The organism is Propionicimonas sp., from assembly GCF_049840635.1.
Lineage (GTDB): Bacteria > Actinomycetota > Actinomycetes > Propionibacteriales > Propionibacteriaceae > Propionicimonas.
Genome location: NZ_JASGKL010000005.1, coordinates 555,077 through 574,689, shown reverse-complemented (window position 1 = coordinate 574,689; position 19,613 = coordinate 555,077). Strand labels below are relative to the sequence as shown.

The 19,613-nt window shown below is 71.7% G+C and carries 16 protein-coding genes; 8 read left to right on the top strand and 8 right to left on the bottom strand.

Annotated elements, in window-relative coordinates; translation table 11 throughout:
• Nucleotides 1-263: 263 nt before the first annotated feature.
• From QM779_RS08740 to QM779_RS08725, 4 genes are read right to left on the bottom strand one after another with little or no spacing between them, the layout of a single operon-like run.
• Nucleotides 264-1,715 carry a hypothetical protein gene (locus QM779_RS08740; protein WP_428534261.1) on the bottom strand — a complete coding sequence of 484 codons (1,452 nt, stop codon included), beginning with the start codon at nt 1,713-1,715 and terminating at the stop codon, nt 264-266.
• A gap of 15 nt (nt 1,716-1,730) precedes the next feature.
• Nucleotides 1,731-2,792: an alpha/beta fold hydrolase gene (locus QM779_RS08735; RefSeq protein WP_428534259.1), complete on the bottom strand. Its 1,062-nt coding sequence runs from the start codon at nt 2,790-2,792 to the stop codon at nt 1,731-1,733.
• On the bottom strand, nt 2,789-3,844 hold the full coding sequence (locus QM779_RS08730) for an alpha/beta fold hydrolase (RefSeq protein ID WP_428534257.1): 1,056 nt from the start codon (nt 3,842-3,844) through the stop codon (nt 2,789-2,791). The genes QM779_RS08735 and QM779_RS08730 overlap by 4 nt, the downstream gene beginning before the upstream one ends.
• Complete coding sequence (locus QM779_RS08725) at nt 3,841-6,228, bottom strand: GMC oxidoreductase (protein WP_428534255.1); 2,388 nt, start codon at nt 6,226-6,228, stop codon at nt 3,841-3,843. The genes QM779_RS08730 and QM779_RS08725 overlap by 4 nt, the downstream gene beginning before the upstream one ends.
• Nucleotides 6,229-6,486: 258 nt before the next feature.
• Here QM779_RS08725 and QM779_RS08720 point away from each other — a divergent pair, with 258 nt between their 5' ends.
• The 6 genes from QM779_RS08720 (at nt 6,487) to QM779_RS08695 (ending at nt 12,508) form a co-directional block, all read left to right on the top strand.
• A complete protein-coding gene (locus QM779_RS08720) occupies nt 6,487-7,812 on the top strand; it encodes a cytochrome P450 (protein WP_428534253.1) in 1,326 nt (441 codons plus the stop codon).
• 37 nt (nt 7,813-7,849) lie between these two features.
• The gene (locus tag QM779_RS08715; RefSeq protein ID WP_428534251.1) at nt 7,850-8,812 is read left to right on the top strand and encodes a 4-hydroxy-3-methylbut-2-enyl diphosphate reductase; all 963 of its coding nucleotides are present in this window, start codon (nt 7,850-7,852) and stop codon (nt 8,810-8,812) included.
• A gap of 202 nt (nt 8,813-9,014) precedes the next feature.
• Nucleotides 9,015-10,115, top strand: a complete 1,101-nt coding sequence (locus QM779_RS08710) for an ABC transporter ATP-binding protein (protein WP_428534249.1) — start codon at nt 9,015-9,017, stop codon at nt 10,113-10,115.
• A 38-nt stretch (nt 10,116-10,153) separates the two neighbouring features.
• Nucleotides 10,154-10,771 carry an ABC transporter permease gene (locus QM779_RS08705; protein ID WP_428538369.1) on the top strand — a complete coding sequence of 206 codons (618 nt, stop codon included), beginning with the start codon at nt 10,154-10,156 and terminating at the stop codon, nt 10,769-10,771.
• Between the two features lie 61 nt (nt 10,772-10,832).
• Nucleotides 10,833-11,555, top strand: coding sequence for an ABC transporter permease (locus tag QM779_RS08700; RefSeq protein ID WP_428534247.1), 723 nt, complete (start codon nt 10,833-10,835; stop codon nt 11,553-11,555).
• 29 nt (nt 11,556-11,584) lie between these two features.
• Nucleotides 11,585-12,508, top strand: a complete 924-nt coding sequence (locus QM779_RS08695; RefSeq protein ID WP_428534245.1) for an ABC transporter substrate-binding protein — start codon at nt 11,585-11,587, stop codon at nt 12,506-12,508.
• A gap of 432 nt (nt 12,509-12,940) precedes the next feature.
• On the opposite strand, the gene QM779_RS08690 is transcribed toward QM779_RS08695, so the two are convergent.
• From QM779_RS08690 to QM779_RS08680, 3 genes are read right to left on the bottom strand one after another with little or no spacing between them, the layout of a single operon-like run.
• The gene (locus tag QM779_RS08690) at nt 12,941-13,531 is read right to left on the bottom strand and encodes a class I SAM-dependent methyltransferase (RefSeq protein ID WP_428534243.1); all 591 of its coding nucleotides are present in this window, start codon (nt 13,529-13,531) and stop codon (nt 12,941-12,943) included.
• A complete protein-coding gene (gene ilvA, locus QM779_RS08685) occupies nt 13,528-14,769 on the bottom strand; it encodes a threonine ammonia-lyase IlvA (protein WP_428534241.1) in 1,242 nt (413 codons plus the stop codon). The genes QM779_RS08690 and ilvA overlap by 4 nt, the downstream gene beginning before the upstream one ends.
• 35 nt (nt 14,770-14,804) lie before the next feature.
• Nucleotides 14,805-16,319 carry a DNA recombination protein RmuC gene (locus QM779_RS08680; RefSeq protein ID WP_428534239.1) on the bottom strand — a complete coding sequence of 505 codons (1,515 nt, stop codon included), beginning with the start codon at nt 16,317-16,319 and terminating at the stop codon, nt 14,805-14,807.
• Nucleotides 16,320-16,460: 141 nt separating this feature from the next.
• Here QM779_RS08680 and QM779_RS08675 point away from each other — a divergent pair, with 141 nt between their 5' ends.
• Nucleotides 16,461-16,988, top strand: a complete 528-nt coding sequence (locus QM779_RS08675; RefSeq protein ID WP_428534237.1) for a hypothetical protein — start codon at nt 16,461-16,463, stop codon at nt 16,986-16,988.
• A 246-nt stretch (nt 16,989-17,234) separates the two neighbouring features.
• Nucleotides 17,235-18,494, top strand: coding sequence for a M18 family aminopeptidase (locus tag QM779_RS08670; protein WP_428534235.1), 1,260 nt, complete (start codon nt 17,235-17,237; stop codon nt 18,492-18,494).
• Between the two features lie 123 nt (nt 18,495-18,617).
• Here the strand turns inward: QM779_RS08670 and QM779_RS08665 are convergent, their stop codons facing one another.
• The gene (locus QM779_RS08665) at nt 18,618-19,547 is read right to left on the bottom strand and encodes an HAD-IA family hydrolase (protein ID WP_428534233.1); all 930 of its coding nucleotides are present in this window, start codon (nt 19,545-19,547) and stop codon (nt 18,618-18,620) included.
• Nucleotides 19,548-19,613: the final 66 nt, after the last annotated feature.

Here is a 19,613-nt window from a genome sequence, read left to right as displayed (position 1 = left end):
GTCAAGCCCGGCATGACAGCAACCCACCCTCTGTCATCCCGGCGGAGGCCGGGATTCTCGCGTTTCGTGGGGGTGAGATGCCGGGTCAAGCCCGGCATGACAAGAGGGGGCCGGCGGAGGCCGGGATTCCGCGTTTCGCGGGGGTGAGATGCCGGGTCGAGCCCGGCATGACAAGAGGGGGCCGGCGGAGGCCGGGTCAAGCCCGGCATGACAGAGGGGGCCGGGTCGTGCCCCGGCACGACAGGGCGGCGGGACGCCTCGGGTCAGGGGTGCCAGAGGGCGTCGTGGGCGGCCTGGCGGGTGTACTGGGCGGGGTCGAAGTAGCGGTCGTAGTACTCGAGTTCGAGGTGGGAGAACTGGAGCCACATGCCGGGGGTGTAGAAGGCGTCGACGTGGGCGGGGAAGCGTCCGTAGGTCTCGTAGATGTAGTTGCAGGCGTCCTTCACGTACTGGATCTGGCGCGGGCCGAACCTGCTGCCCCGATCCGTGTACGTCCGCGCGTCGTCGGCGTTGCGGTACACCCGCGACCACAGCTCGCTGTTCGCGTAGCTGAAGCCGGCCTGGTTGCGGTACTTCTCCTCGACCACCCGGTCCACCGCCTCGTCCATGGACGCGACGTACGGCGGGCACAGACCCTCCAGGACGCCGTCGATCCCCACCGGGTTCGGCTGGGACGCCGGCACGGGCGCCCAGCGGCGGTGCTGCCTGGCCGGCTCCATCCGGAAGCCCAGGCCGTGCCAGCCCTTCGCCGGGTCGTCGGCATAGAGGTAGGGCGGGAACACCGAGCCGTGGATCCAGCCGCCCAGGCCCATCGACTGTCCGAGCAGCATCAGGTTCTGCAGGTAGAAGAACGGCTCGTAGTCGGTGCGCAGCGCCTTCCCGAACCCCAGCGGCGCGACGTTATCGGGGTTCACGAACTTCTGCCGCAGCCACTTCATCCCCCCGACCGGCTGGTACGGGATCTTCGGGGTCAGCCCGATCTCGCCGGTCAGCTTCGCCAGCCACTCGTACGGCGTCCGGGGGTGGAACGTGTTCCAGTCGTCGACGATGAGCGAGCGCTTGCCGTCCGGCTCGGACGCGATGATCAGCAGCGCGTTGATGTACTGCCACGTGCAGTCGACCATCGGGAGGAAGATCGTCGTCCCGGGCTGGTTGGACGCCTGCGCGTTCCAGCCCAGGTAGTAGGGCCACTCCCTGGGGAACTCCAGGCGACGGCCCGAGATCTTCGTCGTGACCTCGGCCGCGGACGCGAGCCAGTCGGCCTCGGTCCAGTCCGCCCACTTCGGCGGCAGCTCCTTCAGCAGTTCCAGAGCCCGCTCCCCGGTCGGGTGCTTGAGCACGGAGATGCCGTCGTCGTTGATCAGGAAGAAGTAGGTCGCTTGGGCGTTGTCCGCCGAACTGCCCGTCCGGGCGGCGATGTTCAGGAACGGCGTGGCCAGTTCCGGCGCGCCGTTCGCCTTGATCAGCGGCCCGTCGTGGGTGGTCAGGCCGGTCACGCCCGTGACGGACGTGATCAGCACGGCCTCCTCCAGTGGGCTCAGGGGCGCCGGTTCGTTGGGGCTCTGGTAGTCGAGCGCGCCGGCCGAGTGGACGGAGAAGCCGCGCGGGATCCGACGGGTCCTGCGCTCGGTCAGCGCGGACATGAACGGGTACGCGAACAGGTCGGCCAGCGCCGGGTTCGGCCCGGACGTGGTGGGTTCCGCTTCGCTGCTCATCGGTGTCCTCCCGGCTCAGTTGTGGCGGTCGAGCTCTGCGGTGATCACGGGGTACACGTCGCGGACCGCGTCCTTGCCGACGAAGCAGTCCATGTGCGCGTAGCCGGGGATCAGGTGGTAGCTGTAGTACTCGGGTCCGTTGCGCTCGCTGAGCATCTCGAACGTCTCCCTGGTGCCCGCGGGCAGGAACATCCGGTTGTGCTCGCCGTGGATGAACGCCAGCGGGAGCTTCAGTCCGGACACGTCGTCGAGGTAGTCGTGCGTCCCGTCCGCGGACACCGCGTGGTTGGCCCGCAGGATCGCCGTGACGTGCTCGAACGCGGTGATGTTCGCGACCCCGAACGCCTCGTGGAGGTGGTCGTGGGTGGCCTCGTTCAGCTGGTCGTGGTCGTACACCTCGCCGTACATGAAGTTCACCCTGCGGCAGAACGGACGGTCGCACGGCTCCGCCCCGGCCGGGTACAGGCCCAGCAGGTGCGTGAGCATTCGGTCGCGGAACGTCGGGTCGTCGTCCACCTCGGTGGTGAGGGTGTCGAAGCCGAGCAGGTCGAGGACGTTGGCCGCGTGCAGCTCGGAACGGAACTCGTTCAGCTCTCCGGCCCGCATGTGCAGGCTCACCTGGGACGCGACCGCCGAGCGCACCCCCTGCAGGCCCAGGCACAGCGCCATCTGCATCGACAGCGAGCTCAGGCAGTGCGCGACGAGCTGGACGCTGTCCGCCCCGGTCTCGGCCCGCACGGTCGCCACCGCGGCGGGGAAGTCGTACTGCGCGACGTCGTCGAACGTGAACTGGGTGCTCGCGGACGGCAGCGCGGGGCTCGAGCGGTAGTCGAACACCCACACGTCGTAGCCGTGCTCGAACAGGTACTCGGGGAAGTTCGTCTCCGTCGTGTCGAGCGTGTACGCCAGCTCGGACGTGCCGTAGCCGGGGGAGAGGATCACCGGGCCCTTGTCGCCGCCGCGGAAGCGGGACAGCCGCAGCCCCACGCCGTCCGCGGTGGTGAACGAGTAGCGGGACGGCTCCCCGCACCGCAGCGGACGCCGCACGCGCCCGCCGGTGGACACCCCTGTGCTCATCGCGCACCCCCGTTCAGCTCGGCAAGGATCAGCGGGAACACCTCGGCGTGGGCGAGGCGCCCGATGAACACGTCCCCGTGGCTGTAGCCCGGCAGGACGTGCAGGCTGTCGACGCCCGGCCGGTGCCGGCCCAGCCACTCGTGGGTGGCCCGCTGCCCGGCGGGGAGGAAGGTCCGGTTCCGGTCGCCGGTGAACAGGGCGAAGCGTGCCGACGTCCGCGGCGGTGCGTCGGCGTAGCGCCGCGGCAGCACGTCGGTGTCGGTGACCGCGACCAGCTGCCCCGCCCGCTCCGAGAGCGCCAGCTGGTGGTAGTAGCTCATCGGGATCTTGCCGATCTCGTGCCGCAGCCACTCGTGGGTGTCGTCGTCGAGGTTCGCGTGCACCCACAGCGAGTCGCGGCCCGAGCCGATCGCGAACGAGGCCAGGTTGCAGGTCGGGTTCGTGCACTCGGTGTGCCACAGCCGGACGGCGGTCCGCGTGACCAGCGGCACGAAGGTCTCCGGCCCGTCGCCCCAGGCGGCGTCGATGTACGGCTCGTAGTGCTGCAGCAGCGGACGCAGGCCGCGCAGCTTCGCCCTCCCCAGTGGCGGGAGGACCGGGTGCAGGCTGACCCCGTTGGCGACCACCACCTCGACCTTGGGCACGAGCCCCGCCACCGCGGCCATGCTCAGCGCGGCAGCCCCCGCGCAGTGGCCGACCGCTGGCAGGGCGTCCGCGCCCGTCTGCTCGCGGACGTACCGGACGGCGGCAGGGACGTCGTACCGCGCGACGTCGTCCAGCGTCCACGGCAGCGGGTCCAGGTCGAGCGAGCCGCGCCAGTTGAGCAGCCACGGGTCCCAGCCGTCGTCGAGGAGGGCGTCGACGAACGAGCGGGGCACCGGGGGACGGAACGACTCCGCACGCATCCCCAACCCGTGCAGCACCAGCACCGGCCCCTTCGCCGGCTCCGACGCACCACGCACCCGGATCAGCGTGAGCGGCACCCCGTCGTCGGCCCGCACGAAGTGCGCCTCGTCGCGCCGGGTATCGCCCGGGAGCGGGGTCGTGGTCATGACGGATCCTCCGCCGTCGTCGTCGGGGGTCGCTCCGGCTGCGGGGCCGGCTTCAGGTAGACGTCGCGCAGCGCCTTCAGGAAGAACGCACCGAAGCCGCCGACCGCCCGCAGCGGTGTCTGCCCAGAGCCCTTGAAGGTGGTCAGCTGGCGGGCGAAGTCCTGCGGGAGGATCCGCAGCATCCCCGCGCCCACGACCTCGCCGTCGGCCTCCGGCGGGACGTGCCCGCGCAGCAGCGTGATGTAGAGGGTCGAGGTGTCGGTCCACAGGTCGAGGCCCGGGTCGTCCCTGACCACCTTGAACCCGTACATCGTGATCGGGGTGCCGGACAGGTCGCTGAACCACAACCGGTAGCGCATCTCCCTGGTCCGGTCGTCCGCGCCGGCGACGAACAGGTTGAACCAGCCGCGCTTCACCGGGAGCTGGCCACCGAGCAGGTCGCAGTCCACTAAGCCCGTCGCCGTGCCCTCGTGCCTGCTGCTGGCGACGAACCGCTCCACGTCCGGGGCGTCGATGGTCAGCTCGAACATGAACCGCTGCGCCAGTTGGCGGCCGCGCGTCCAGCCGGTCATCGGGTCGGTCTCGCCGAGGGTGACGAAGCCCTTCATCTGCTCGGTGAACTGCGTCCCCGAGCCGGCCAGCGGGCCCGCGTCGGGCTCGGCGGCCTCCACGTCGGCAGCGATGGACGCCGCGGAGCGCCGCCGCCGCGGCTGCTCGAGCAGGTGTTCGGTGATCCGGTCCGACAGGGCGGCGATCGTCAGGGACGGGTTCGGCCCGACCGGGCCGGGCAGCGCCGCCCCGTCCACCACGAACAGCCCGGGGTGGCCGAACGACTCGCCCCACGCGTCCACGACACCCTCGTGGACGTGCCGCCCCAGCGGCGCGCCGCCGAGCGGGTGGACGGTGACGACGCGCTTGGTCCACCACAGCGGGTTGTCCTTGAACTCGGCCCCGAGGGTGTCGGAGATGGACCGCATGGTCTCCCGCATCGCGTCGAAGTACTTCATCGACGTCTCCGAGGTCCAGGCGATGTCGAGCTCGCCGTCGTTGAGGGTGATCCGGCCGTCGGGGGTGTCCCTGCCCATGCCCAGCAGCGGGATCGAACTCGAGGTGAGCCGGCCCTGGCCGATCAGCTTGGCGATCTCGGCAGAGATCGTCGACTCGTTGCGCCGCTTCAGCCGGTAGGCGAGCAGGTCGCGCACCATCGAGACCGTGCGCTGCAGCTGGGAGCCGACCTGGGCGGTCTCGATCAGCCAGTTCGCGAACTCGGGGAAGCCTGCCTCCTCCACGTAGTAGCCGCGGCCCGCGCCGGCCTCGTCCACCCCGTCGGGCCTGCGGATCGCCGTGGTGATCACCGGTCCGTAGCTGCCGTTGATCAGGCGGACGCCGCCGCCCGCGGTCGTCGCCTTCGCGTCCATGCAGAAGGTCAGCAGGTCGCCGTTGCCACTGAAACGGCTGCCGACGGCGCGCCCCAGCGCGGGCAGGCCGACCCGGTTGCGGAGCAGCAGGGACGTGGTGCCGAAGGTGCCGGCGCCGAGCAGCAGGTGCGCGCAGGTGATCCGGCACTCGGTGCGGCCCCGTTTGCCGTCGTCCCCGGGCCCTTCGGAGTAGCGGGTGTAGCGCACCTCGTAGCCGCCGCCGGCCAACGGGGTGATGCCGTACACGTCGCAGAGCGTGCGGATGTCGGCGCCGTGGTGCTTCGCCGCGGAGAGGTAGGTGTGGTCGAGGGTGTTCTTCGACCCCTCGTTGCAGCCGATGTCGCACTCCCCGCACAGCCGGCAGGTGAGCCGGGTCGACCCGTGGTAGTTGCCGTAGGCGGGTGGCTCGATCACCTGCTTGGGCTGCGGCTCCGCGCCCGGTCGGGGCGCGAACGCCACCGCCAGCGGAGGGGAGAACACCTCCAGTCCCAGGGAGGTGGCCGCGTCCCGCAGCGCCTTGGACTTCGGCAGGTCGGGGTACGGGTTCGGCACCGGGGCGAGCATCTGCTCGACCGCGTCGTAGTGGGGGTCGAGGTCGCGGCGTCCGATCGGCCAGTGCTCGTAGCCGCCGCCCGGCAGCGGGGAGTCGTGGACGAACCAGCGTTCGTCCTTGCGCAGCAGCACGTTGGCGTAGATCAGCGAGCCGCCGCCCAGGCCGGCGGACACGATCGACTCGATCTTGCGGAAGGATCGCACGTCGAACAGGCCGAACAGCTCGTCCTTGGGCTCCCAGAACGCCTTGCTCATCTCGTAGGGGTTGCGGGCGAAGCTGCCCGGCGGGTAGGCGCGGCCCCTCTCGAGGACGACGACCGACCGTCCGGCCTCCGCCAGCCGGTACGCGGCGACGGACGCCCCGAAGCCGGACCCGACGACGACAGCGTCCACGTGCTCAGCGGCGGCTCCCATGGGCCTGCCCTCTCTCGCCGATCCAGTACGCCCGCGGAGAGGTGGGCCGGGGGAGCTCAGCCCCCGGGAGCGGCCCCCGTCCGCCGACCCTGACGCGCTCACGCTATTGGCGCCCGTGCCACCCGGCCAGCGGTTGGGCCGGCGCACAATTGCGGCACGCGTGAGTATCCGGCCCGTGGGCATGGCTGCCGGGACCGACCCGTGGCTAGGATCCGGCCGCGGGACTGCGTCCCGCAGCCACGGACGGGGGTGGTGGAGATGGCGAGAGGGCGACCCCTGCCGCCGGGGCGCTACGGGCTGCCGTGGGTGGGCGAGATGCTCGACCTCTTCCGCAGCAACCACGGCTTCCACATCGACCGCGTCGCGAAGTACGGGCCGATCTACAAGACCCGGCTGCTGGGCAGCAAGTTCGTCGTGTTCTCCGGTCACGAGGCCTTCCACACCTTCGCCACCGACCCGAGGATCCGGCGCGGGGACGCCGACCCGCTCCCGGCGCAGCAGGTGTTCCTGGACTCGGTCGCCCTCTACGACGGCGGTGACCAGCCGGTCCGCAAGACCGTGATGTTGAAGGCGGTCTGGTTCCGCGACGCGATCGAGGCGTACCTGCCGACCATGCAGGAGTTGATGGAGAAGACGGTCGCCGAGTGGGCGCGGACCGGCCGCGGGCACCTGCGTCCGGACCTCGAGCATTTCGCCGACCGGCTGACCGGGGCGCTGCTGACCGGAGTCACCACGGAGGAGCACGCGCGGGAGCTGCACGAGGTGCTGGGCGCCATGCAGAAGGCGTTCATGACGCTGCCGTTCGCGCTCCCCGGGACCACCTACGGCAGGGCGATGAAGGCGAGGGACCGGCTGACCGGGATCATCGACGCCGCGATCGAGCGCCACCGCAGCGGTGAGTGGGACGACATCACCTCCCGCATGCTGGCCGCGGCGGCGGAGGCGGGGGTCTCCCAGGACGCCGTCCGCGCCGACCTGCGGCACCTGGCCTTCACGGCCGAGCCCGGCTACTCCGTCCCGCTGCTGCTGGTCACCCTCGCGCTGGCCGAGCACCCGGACGTGCGGGATCGGGCCAGGGCGGAGGTGCTGGCGGTCGCGCCGGAGGGCCCCGTCACGATGGCGCAGCTCGACCGGCTGCAGTATGTGCGGCAGGTCGCCAAGGAACTGCGCCGCTACTACGCGATGAACGCGGCCACGTTCTTCGGCCGGGTCACCGAGGAGATGGAGGTGGGCGGCTACCGGATCCCGAAGGGGTGGGGCGCGATGGGGGCCGTCCACATGACGCTGCGGAACCCCGACGAGTTCCCGCAGCCCGACGTGTTCGACCCCGACCGGTTCGAGCCCGCGAAGGAGGCCGCGTTCCCGCCGGGACGCTACGTTCCGCACGGCGACGGGCCGCCCACGTCCCACCGCTGCCCGGGCGAGGACATCGTCACGGTCGCCGTCCAGCTGTACCTCGTCGTGCTGCTGCGCCGGCTGGACTGGACGCTGCCCGCCCAGGACCTGACGCTCACGAACGAGATCTTCCCGGTGTCGGCCGGCGGCCTGCTCGTCGACTTCACCGAGCGGGACGCGACGGCCTGAGGACGGCGTCCGCGCGGGCCGCACGTAGACTTCCCCCATGTCTACCAAGCGAGTCGTGGTCGCTGCGCCGCGCGGTTACTGCGCCGGCGTCGACCGGGCCGTCGTCACCGTGGAGAAGGCGCTGGACGTGTACGGCCCGCCCGTCTACGTGCGCAAGCAGATCGTCCACAACCGGCACGTCGTGGAGGACCTGGAGGCCCGTGGTGCGATCTTCGTCGAGGAGCTCGCCGAGGTGCCGGAGGGCGCGACGGTGGTGTTCTCCGCGCACGGGGTCTCCCCGGCCGTCCACGCCGAGGCGGCGGCGCGCGGGCTGAAGACGATCGACGCGACCTGCCCGCTGGTGACCAAGGTGCACAACGAGGCCAAGCGGTTCGCGGGCCAGGGCGTCCAGATCCTGCTGATCGGGCACGCCGGCCACGAGGAGGTCGAGGGGACGACGGGCGAGGCGCCCGAGCACATCACGCTCGTCCAGCACCCCGACGACGTGGACGCGGTCGAACTCGACGACCCGGACAAGGTCGCGTGGCTGAGCCAGACCACGCTGAGCGTGGACGAGACCTGGGAGACGGTCAGCCGGCTGCGGGAGAAGTTCCCCGCGCTGATCGACCCGCCCAGCGACGACATCTGCTACGCCACCCAGAACCGGCAGTCGGCGGTCAAGCAGATCGCGGGGCACTCTGACCTCGTGATCGTGGTGGGCTCGAAGAACTCGTCGAACTCGGTGCGGCTGGTCGAGGTGGCACTGGAGTCCGGCGCGAAGGCCGCGCACCGCGTCGACAACGCCGGCGAGATCGAGGAGGCGTGGCTGGAGGGCGTCCGCTCTGTCGGCGTCACCTCCGGGGCGTCCGTGCCCGACGCGCTCGTGCAGGGCGTCCTCGACCACCTCACCGAGCGCGGCTTCCCGGCCGCCGTCGAGGAGCGCCTGACCGAGGAGAACCTCGTCTTCGCGCTGCCCCCCGAGCTCCGCAAGGACCTGCGCCGGAAGGCCGACGGCGACTGACGCCCCGTCCCACCCGTCGCGTGTGCTCCCGAAAGGCGGCCTTGCCCCCGAATTGCGGGAGCAAGGCCGCCTTTCGGGAGCAAGGACGGGGCTGGAGACGGTGGAAGGGGCGGGAATGTCAGAGGGACTTCCTAGGGTTGGGTAACGAGCAGGGTGGGACGGCCGTCCCGACGTAGCAGTTCGCGACCAGGAGGACCCGGCGATGATCCGCTTTGCCGACGTCACGAAGGTCTACCCCGGTGGCACCACCGCCGTGGGTGGGCTGTCGTTCGTCGCGCCGACAGGGAAGATCACCGTGCTCGTGGGCCCGTCCGGGTGCGGCAAGACGACCTCCCTGCGGATGATCAACCGGATGATCGAGCCCACCAGCGGCACCATCGAGATCGACGGACGCGACACGTCCACGCTGGAGCCCAACGAACTGCGCAGGGGGATCGGGTACGTGATCCAGAGCGGCGGCCTGTTCCCACACCGCACGATCCTCGACAACATCGCGACCGTGCCCCAGCTGCTCGGCTGGGACCGGCGCCGCGCGCGGGCTGTCGCGTCCGAACTGCTCGAACGGGTGGGGCTGGCCCCCGAGCTCGGCCGGCGCTACCCGAACCAGCTGTCGGGCGGCCAGCAGCAACGCGTCGGGGTGGCCAGGGCGCTCGCCGCGGACCCGCCGGTGATGCTGATGGACGAGCCGTTCAGCGCGGTCGATCCGGTCGTCCGCGACCAGCTCCAGCAGGAGTTCCTGCGGCTGCAGGCGGAGCTCGGCAAGACGATCGTGTTCGTCACCCACGACATCGATGAGGCCGTGAAGCTCGGCGACCAGGTCGCGGTGCTGCGCGTGGGCGGCACGCTCGCCCAGCTCGCCGGCCCCGCCGACCTGCTGGCCGACCCGGCCGACGACTTCGTCGCCGACTTCCTCGGCCGCGACCGCGGCTACCGGGCGCTGGCGTTCCAGGCCGCGCCCGACCTGCCGGTCACCCCTGAGCCGGCCGTCCCGCTCGGGGCGGACGCGGAGTCGGCGCGGCGGGCGGCGTGCGGGGGCTGGGTGCTGGTGGTCGACGGGGCCCGCGCACCGCTCGGCTGGGTGCGGCCGGCTCACCTCGCCGGCGTGGTCACGCGCGACGACCTCCACCGCGGCGGCACCGTGGCGCCGGTCGGCGGGACGCTGCGGGCCGCACTCGATGCGGCGCTCTCCTCGCCCAGCAGGCGCGGCGTCCTCGTCGACGACGACGGTCGCCTCGTCGGCACGGTCCGCGCCCAGGACGTGCTCGCGGAGATCGAGCGCGAACCGGTGGGGGAGGCACCGTGAAGTGGTTCCTCGCCCACGTCGACGACGTCGCGTCCCTGATGGCCACCCATGCGGTGCTGGCCGTGGTCCCGCTCGTGGTCGGGCTCGCGCTCGCGCTGCCGCTCGGGTGGCTCGCGCAGCGGTACCGGTGGCTGCGGACGCCGCTGGTGGCCGGTACGGGGCTGCTCTACACGATCCCGTCGCTGGCGTTGTTCATCCTGATGCCGCTGGTGCTCGGCACGGGGATCCTCGACCCGCTCAACGTGGTGGTGGCGCTGACGGTCTACACGGTGGCGCTGCTCGACCGCACCGTGGCCGACGGGCTCGGCGCGGTGCCTGACGAGGTCGCGCAGGCCGCGACCGCGATGGGGATTGGACGGGTGCGGCGGTTCTTCACCGTCGAACTGCCGCTCGCCGTGCCGGTGATCGCCGCCGGACTGCGCGTCGCAGCGGTCAGCAACGTGTCGATCGTTTCCGTGGCCGCGCTGCTGGGGATCGCGCAGCTGGGTTCGCTGTTCACCGACGGTTTCGCGCGCGACTTCGTCGACCCGATCGTCGTCGGGATCATCGCCTGCATGGTGCTGGCGCTGGCCCTCGACCTCGCCATCCTCGGGGTCAGCCGCGTGCTGACCCCGTGGCTGCGCGGGGAGCGTCCGGTGGCGGGGAGGACGGCATGAGCACCCGGCGGTGTTCTTCGCGTCCGCCGGGCCCGCCCGCGCGACGGCGAGGGGGCGCGGCATGAACCTCCTCTGGGACTGGCTGGCCGACCCGGCGAACTGGCAGGGCCCGTACGGGATCCCGGTCCGGGTGGGCGAGCACCTCGTCTACTCCGGGATCACGCTGCTGCTGGCCGCGCTGGTCGGGGTCCCCCTGGGGCTGTGGATCGGGCACACCGGACGCGGGCGCGTCGGCGTGGTGAACCTCGTCAACGGGATGCGCTCGGTGCCGACGCTCGGCCTGCTGTACGTGGCCGTGCTGGTGGCGGGGCCGCTGCTGGCCGGTGACATCGCGTTCGTGGTGCCGTCGATCTTCGTGCTGGTGGTCCTCGCCGTGCCGCCGATCCTCGCCGGCGCCTACGCCGGGGTGGAGGGCGTCGACCCGGGGGTGAGGGACGCGGCACGCGGCATGGGGATGAGCTCGCTCGAGGTGCTGGTCCGGGTCGAGGTGCCGTGCGCGCTGCCGCTGATCTTCAGCGGGCTGCGGTCGGCGGCCCTGCAGGTCGTGGCCACCGCCACGCTGGCCGCGTCCGTGAGCCTCGGGGGGCTGGGCCGCTTCCTGATCGACGGACAGGCCTACCGCGACTACGGGCAGATGGCCGGCGGCGCGCTGCTGGTGGCCGCGCTCGCGATGCTGGTCGACCTCTGCTTCGCGCTCGTGCAGCGGGTGGCGGTCTCCCCGGGGCTCGCCCCCGTCCGTTCGTCCCGGCGCGCGCGCCGGGCCCTCGTCGTCAACCCGACCTGAGCAGGCAGGCACAACGAAAGAAGGATGAGATGAGAAAACCCCTCGCGATCATGACGGCCGTGGCGGCGGCGCTGACCCTGGCGGCGTGCTCCTCCGGCAACCCGCTGGCCAGCCCGTCGACGGCCGCGTCGACGTCCGGGTCCGCCGCGGCGGTCTCGGTGGTGGTCGGCTCGGCCAACTTCCCCGAGAACGAGCTGCTCGCCCAGATCTATGCGCAGGCGCTCAAGGCGAAGGGGGTCGAGGTCAGCACCAAGTTGAACATCGGCTCGCGTGAGACGTACGTCCCGGCGCTGAAGAACGGCGAGATCAACCTGCTGCCGGAGTACACCGGCGCGTTCGCCAAGTACCTCAACCCGGACGCCGACACCAGCACGACCGAGGCGGCGCTGGCGTCGCTGAAGGCCGCGCTGCCGGACACGCTGACGGTGCTCGACCCCGCGCCCGCGCAGGACAACGACTCGATCACGGTCACGCGCGCGACGGCCACCCAGTACAGCCTGACCACGATCGAGGACCTGGTCCCTGTCGCCGGCCAGCTGGTGCTCGGCGGGCCGCCGGAGTGGAAGACGCGCAGCTACGGCGTCCCCGGCCTGCAGAAGACGTACGGGCTGGAGTTCAAGTCGTTCAAGGCGTTGGACACGGCGGGCCCGCTGACCGTGCAGGCGCTGAAGAACGGCCAGGTCCAGGCGGCGAACCTGTTCACCACCGACCCGGCGATCAAGGCGAACGACTTCGTCACCCTCACCGACACCAAGAGCTTCTTCGGCTCGCAGAACGTGATCCCGGTGATCACCAAGTCGCTGGCCACCCCCGAGGTGACCGCGGCGCTCAACGCGGTGTCGGCCAAGCTCGACACCGACACGCTGGCGACGCTCGTCAGCAAGGTCGTCACCGACAAGGAGGACGCCGACCAGGTCGCCGCCGACTGGCTGACCAGCGTCGGCCTCGCCTGATCCGGGCCCTCGACACGAGCCGGGCGGCACGCCGGGGACGGTTCCCATCGTGCCGCCTCAGAAGGAACCGTCCCCTCGTGCTCGGTCCGCGGGGACGGTTCTTTCGTGCCGGGTCCGCCGGAACCGTCCCCTCGTGTCGGACGCTGAGGGCCACCTCCCGTCGCCGAGAGCCACCTCCCGTCGCCGAGGGCCACCGCTCCCGTCGAGGGCCTGTGTCCGGACAAGGGCCCTCGACGCGAACAGGGGCTCTCGATGTGGTGGGCCACTCGAATCGCGGGGACGCTCCCTTCGTGCGGGTGGCGGCGGCCCTTCGTGACGCTCGGGCGGCTCGTTCCTCGCCGTCCGAGCTCCTCAGGGACCGTGACGTGATGTGGCCAGGAGACGACACCTTCGTGCCGTGATCTGCTTCCTGTGGTCGTCAGCCAGGGCCGGTCAGCGGGGCTTTCGCCACAGCAGCGCGTAGCGCCACAGCGGCAGGTGGCGCCAGCGGACGCCCGGAAGGGCGCGGCGGGCGATGTCGTGGACCTCGCGGTAGGTGTGCGGCGGCGGCCAGACGGTCGGGGCGGTGTGGTCCCAGTAGCCGCGCCTGCGGCTGAGGACCTGGTGCTGGACGATGCCGGCCATTTCGTACGCGTAGTCGACGGGCGTCGCGCTGCGGGCGAGCCCGATGACGGCCAGCAGACCACCGGGTGCGGTCAGGTCCGCCATCCGGGCCAACGCATCCGCGGGGTCCGCGAAGTGATGCAGGACGGCGATCGACGCCACCACGTCGAACGGCCCGGGGAACGGGTGGGTGAGCGCGTCACCGTGCACCCACCTCACCCCCGGGTCCTCCGTGCGCGCCCGCTCGAGCACGTCCGCGTCCAGGTCGATCGCGGTCACCGCTGGCACGACCCTGTGCAGGTCCTTGGCCAGCAGCCCGTCCCCCGTGCCCACGTCGAGAGCGCTGTGGGCGCCGGCCGGGACCGCGTCCAGCACCAGCCGGTGGTAGTGCAGGTTGTGGTTCCAGCGACCCCCGCTCACACCAGGAACCGGTAGAACGGGCTGTCCGAGGCGACCACCTCGAAGGTGATCGGGCTCTCGTCCATCCGCATCAGCAGGTTGCCGAACGAGTCGGGATCGCCGAGTTCGATGCCCACCAGCGCGGGGCCGGTCTCGCGGTTGCTGCGCTTGACGTACTCGAAGTGGGTGATGTCATCGTCCGGACCGAGCACCTCGTCGAGGAAGCGGCGCAGCGCGCCGGGCTCCTGCGGGAAGTTCACCAGGAAGTAGTGCTTGCGGCCCTCGTAGACCAGCGACCGCTCGACGATCTCCGCGTACCGGGAGACGTCGTTGTTGCCGCCGGAGACCAGCACGACGACGGTCTGGCCCGGCTCGGGGCGGAAGCTCCCGAGGCTGGCCGCTGCCAGCGCCCCGGCCGGCTCGGTGACGATGCCCTCGGTCTGGTAGAGCGCGAGCATCTCCGAGCAGATCCGTCCCTCGGGCACGGCGACCAGCTCGGGTCGGGACCGCCGCACGATGTCGAAGGTGAGGTCCCCGACGCGCCGGACGGCCGCGCCGTCGACGAACGTGTCCATGTCGGCGAGTTCGACCGGACGGCCGGCCTCGAGGGCGGACGCCATGGATGCGGCCCCGGCGGGCTCGGCGCCGACGATCGTCGTGGTCGGGTGCCGTTCGCCCAGGTAGGTCAGACAGCCGGCGATCATCCCGCCGCCGCCGACCGGCGCGAGCAGGACGTCCGGGGCGTAGCCGAACTGGTCCACGATCTCCTTCGCCACCGTGCCCTGGCCGACGATCGTGCGGGCGTCGTCGAAGGCGGGGACGACGATCGCCCCGGACGCGTCGGCGTCGGCCGCAGCAGCAGCTGCCGCGGCGTCGTAGGTGTCGCCGACGACCGCCAGGTCGACCCGGCCCTCGCCGATCGCCAGGATGCGCTCGCGCTTCTGGCGCGGGGTGGTCGCGGGAACGAAGATCCGGCCGCTGATGCCCAGGCGGGCGCACGCGAACGCCACCCCCTGGCCGTGGTTTCCCGCGGACGCGCACACGACACCGGCGCGGCGCTGGTCGGGCTCGAGCTGGGAGATCAGGTTGTAGGCGCCGCGGATCTTGTACGAGCGCACCGGTTGGAGGTCCTCGCGCTTGAGCCACACGTTGGCCCCGGTCGCGGCGCTGAGCCGCTCGTTGCGCTGCAGGGGAGTGCGGGTGACCACTCCGGCCAACCGCTCAGCGGCCTCGTCCACGGCCAGGGCGTCGATCGTCACCGGGCCATTCTGGCACCCGGGTCGTCTGCTACCCCTCAGGCGGTCTGCGCGCCGGCGTCGGGGAGCGTCGCCGCCTCGCCCTCCAGCAGCTCGTCCAGTCCGGGCTGGGATCGTGCCAGCAGGTCGTCGGCGGCCCGGGTACGGCCGATCATCGGGGTGACGCCGACCGCGTCCTCGACGAGTTCGGCGCCGGTCAGCGGGCGCACCCCGGCCTCGACCACGCGGACCGGGTCGAGCTCCCTCTCCGTGACCTTGAGGTCGCGCAGCTTCCTCGCGGTGGGGAAGACGCGCCCCTCGATCGAGCCGACCGCCTTGTTGTAGGAGTCCACCGCCGAGGTGAGGGAGCGGCCCACCTTGTCGAAGTGGGAACCCAGCGTGCCCAGCCGGTCGTACAGCTCCCGCCCGAGGCTGAACACCTCCTGCGCGGACTCGGCGAGCGCCGCCTGGCGCCACGAGTAGGCGACCGTCTTGAGCATCGCGATCAGCGAGCTCGGCGTGGCGACCATGACCGCGCGGTCGGACGCGTACTCCAGCAGCGACGGCATCCGGTTGAACGCCTCCGCCGCCAGCGCCTCACTGGCCAGGAACAGCACGACGAACTCCGGCGTCCCCCCGCCGTCGGCCTTGTAGTAGTCCTTGCGGGAGAGCTGGTCGACGTGCGTCTGGACGTTCTTCGCGAACTGGCCCAGCAGGCGCGACTGCTCGGCCGGCTCGGACGCCTCCTGCGCGTCCAGGAACGCGCTCAGCGGCACCTTGGAGTCGACGTAGATGAACCGTCCCTCGGTGAGCGTCACCTTCAGGTCCGGGCGGATCGTCGCGCCGGACGTCGTGTGGGTGGTCTGCTGCTGGACGAAGTCGCAGTGCTCGACCATGCCGGCGAGCTCCACCACCCGCTTGAGCTGCAGTTCGCCCCACGCCCCGCGCACCTGCGGCTTGCGCAGCGCGGTGACCAGTGCGGCGGTCTCCCTGCGCAGGCTCTCGCCCGTCAGACGCACCTCGCTGACCTGGTTGCGCAGTTCCGTGGACAGGACCACCCGCTCCTTCTCGACCTCGGTGAGCCGGTCGTTGAAGCGCTGCAGGCTCTCCCGGACCGGCGTCAGCAACTGGTCGGTGGCCTGCTGGCGTGACTGGGCGGACTCCTCCAGCTGGCGGGTCTGGCGCTCGATGGTCTCCGCCGACAGCGCCTTGAACTGGTTGAGCAGCTGCTCACGGTCCGCCGCGATCTCGGCCGCGCGCTGGACCGCGGCGTCCCGCTCGGCCAGGGCCCCGGCGACGGCGGCACGCGCCTCGGCGAGTTCCGCCATCGCCTCGGCGCGCTCGGTGCGGGCGTCGGCCGCCTCCCCTTGGGCGACGGCAACGCTGAGCTGCACCTGGGCCGCGTCCGAGCGGGCCTGCGCGGCCTCAGCCCGGGCGTGCGCGGCGTCCGCGCGGGCCCGCTCCGCCTCGGCGGCGCGACCGGACTGGTCGGCCCCGGCGCGGGCGCGCACCAGCAGCCACGCCACCGCTCCACCGAGGACGACGCCGGTCACCAGCCATGCCAGAAACTCCATGCCCCTGATCTTGCCGGGTGCCTCTGACACTGGGGCTCAGGCTCGCGCGGGAGCGGTCGAACCGGCCCGGGGAACACGGTCGCGCCGGGTAGCCTGAGCGTGTCCTGCGGCACCCGCGGGCCGGCCGAGGACGGAGGACCCATGGCGGACGTGAGCGGAGAACTCCCGGCCGGGATCCTGCCGATGCCCGAACTCGGTGAGGGCGTCGTCGGGGTGCGCATCGCGGAGTCGGCCCGGTGGCTGCTCTGGGCGAAGGGCGTGCTGTGGGGCCTCCTCGCCGTCGTCGCCCTCGTCCTCGCCGTGCAGAGCCTCAGTTCGTTCTTCGGCTTCCTGCTCGGGCTGGGCATCACCGCGGCCTGCGCCTTCCTGGCCACCAACAACCTCGTGCTCGCCCGACTGGGGACGCGGCCGGCGCTCACCGTGGACGCGGACACCGTCCACAGCCACGTCCCGCTGAACCGGGCCGACATCAGGCTCGACGCGATCACGAGGGTCGAGCGGGTGCGCCGTGACCTGCTGATCGAGGCGAAGGGCGGGATCAGCCGCAAGGGCCGCCCGAGCCGTGCCCGCTGGATCGGCCTCAGCCAGATGCACACCCTCGAGGCGAAGCGGCCCGAGCTCGTCGCTTACCTCTCGCAGCGGGCGACCGCGAGCCGCGCGCCCCGCTGATCGGTGCGTCCACCACAAGGTGGACGGTTCTGCGGCGTAGTCACGACATTCGGTCCACTCTGTCGTGGACGGATGCGGCGGTCAGCTCAAGGCGGACGTTCGTGCGGCGTAGTCACGACGATCCGTCCACGACAAGGTGGACCGGTCGGGTTACACAACAAGGTGGACGTTCGTGCGGCGTACTCACGACGATCCGTCCACGACAAGGTGGACGGGTGGACGCGGGCGCGGGTGCAGACTGTCGGCATGTCCGAGAGCGCACACATCCACGACCTGGCGGCCTTCGTCAGCGCGTCACCGTCCAGCTACCACGCGGCGGCGGAGGTCGCACGGCGCCTCGACGAGGCCGGGTTCACCGTGCAGCGCGAGACCGACCCCTGGGAGGCGGGCGGTGCCCGCTACGTGGTGCGCGACGGCGCGGTCATCGCCTGGCGGTCACCGGACGCGGTCGCCGGCCCGGTCGGCTTCCGGATCGTCGGCGCGCACACCGACTCGCCCGGCTTCAAGCTCAAGCCCGAACCGTCCGCCTACGCCTACGGGTGGTCGCAGGCAGGGATGGAGGTGTACGGCGGACCGCTGCTGAACTCGTGGCTCGACCGTGAGTTCGGGCTCGCCGGACGCGTCGTCACCCGCGACGGCGAGGTGCGGTTGGTCCGGACGCCCGCGTGGCTGCGGATCCCGCAGGTCGCCCCGCACCTGGACCGCAGCGTCAACGAGAGCCTGCACCTCGACCGGCAGGTGAACCTCAAGCCGGTGTTCGGCACCGCGTCCCTGGACCTGCTCCAGGCGGTGGCGGGCAGCCTCGGCCTGCACCGTGACGAGATCGACGGGCACGACCTGTTCGCCGCCGTCACCGAGGCGCCGCAGGTGATCGGCGTGACCGGGGAGTTCCTCGCGTCCGCGCGACTCGACAACCTGACCAGCGTGCACGCGGGCGTCGTCGCCCTCGCCGACGCGGACGCGGCCTCCCAGGTGCAGGTGCTCGCGTGCTTCGACCACGAGGAGATCGGCAGCGGGTCGCGCAGCGGCGCGTCCGGGCCGTTCCTCGAGAGCGTGCTGCGCCGGATCGCGTCCGGCCTGGGCTGGGGGAGCGACGAGTTCGAGCGGGCGCTGGCGAACTCCTTCGTGGTGTCGGCGGACGCCGGCCACGCCGTCCACCCGAACTACCCGCACCTGCACGATCCCGACCACCGGCCGACGGTGAACGCGGGGCCGCTGCTGAAAGTGAACGCCAACCAGCGCTACACGAGCGAAGGGCCCTCCACGGCGCGCTGGCTGCGGATCTGCCGCGCAGCCGGCGTCCCCACGCAGCCGTTCGTGTCGAACAACGCGGTGCCGTGCGGATCGACGATCGGCCCGCTCACCGCCACCCGGCTGGGCATCGAGAGTGTGGACGTGGGCGTGCCGCTGCTGAGCATGCACTCCGCGCGCGAGCTGTGCGGGGTGGAGGACCCGGCCTGGCTCGCCCAGGCGCTCGGGGCGTTCTACGCGGAGGCCGACGCCTGAGTCGGGACGCGGCGGGCGGAGGCGGCGGCCTTTCGTGACGCGGCGGCTCGTTCCTCGACGCCGCTCCTCAGGGACCGTTGCCCATGGGCCGACACGGTCCCTGAGGAGCGAGCGCAGCGAGCGTTACGAAGGGCCGCCGTCACCGCGAGGCCGCACAACACGGACGCGGTCGACTGGCAGCGGCGCGAACAGGTGCGGGTAGCCGTTCTCGACCACGACGGGCAGGGCGGACGCGTCGAATTCGAGCAGCGCCAACCCGTCGTCGGCGACGCCAGGGTGGACGCGCCGCCGCGTCTCCTCGACCTGGTTGGCGAACGAGCAGTGGACGAAACCCTCCCGCTCGTAGCTCACGCCCGAGGTCGACCACGGGTACTCGCCGGCGGCCAGCGCGGCGTCCCAGAGGTCCCGAAGGGTGAGGTGGAACACGGGGCCGGTCACCGCAGCGGGCTCGCCGAGCAGGCCGAGCCCGAGCAGGTCTGACCGCAGGTGCCCGGCGTCGGTGAACCGCAAGCCCGTCATCCCCAGCGCTGTCGCGGCCTCGACGTTGGCCGGTGCGTCGTCGATGAACACCGCTTCCTCCGGTTCGACGCCCATCCGCTCGCAGGCGAGCCGGAAGATCGCCGGGTCGGGCTTGGCGATCCCCTCGGAGCCGGAGACGACGATGTCGGCGAACCGGTCGAGAACGCCGAAGCGGTCGCGGGTCAGCAGGAACGTCTCCTCCACCCAGTTGGTGAGCGCGCCCAGCCGGACGCCGCTCCCGGCGAGCTCAGCGATGACGGCCGCCGTCCCCGGGACCATGCCGGTGACGCTGTGCAGGAAGTGGCGCCGGTAGCCGCGAATGCCGTCCTCGTCGGCGGGGAAGCGGCGGACGAGTTCGTCCTCGGCATCGCCGATCCGGGCGCGGAGGTCGTTGGCCCGGTTCCACGCCGCGAAGCCGACCCGCTCCAGGAAGCCGGGGACGTCCGCGGCCGGCATGACCTGTTCGAAGGCGCGCTCGGGCTGCCAGTCGAGGACGACGCCGCCGAGGTCGAAGATCACGGTGGTCAGCTGCATGCGTCCACCCTCTCGTGGCCGGGGGCAGAAGGTGTGAGTTCACCCACCGTGTTCGGTGGACGAACT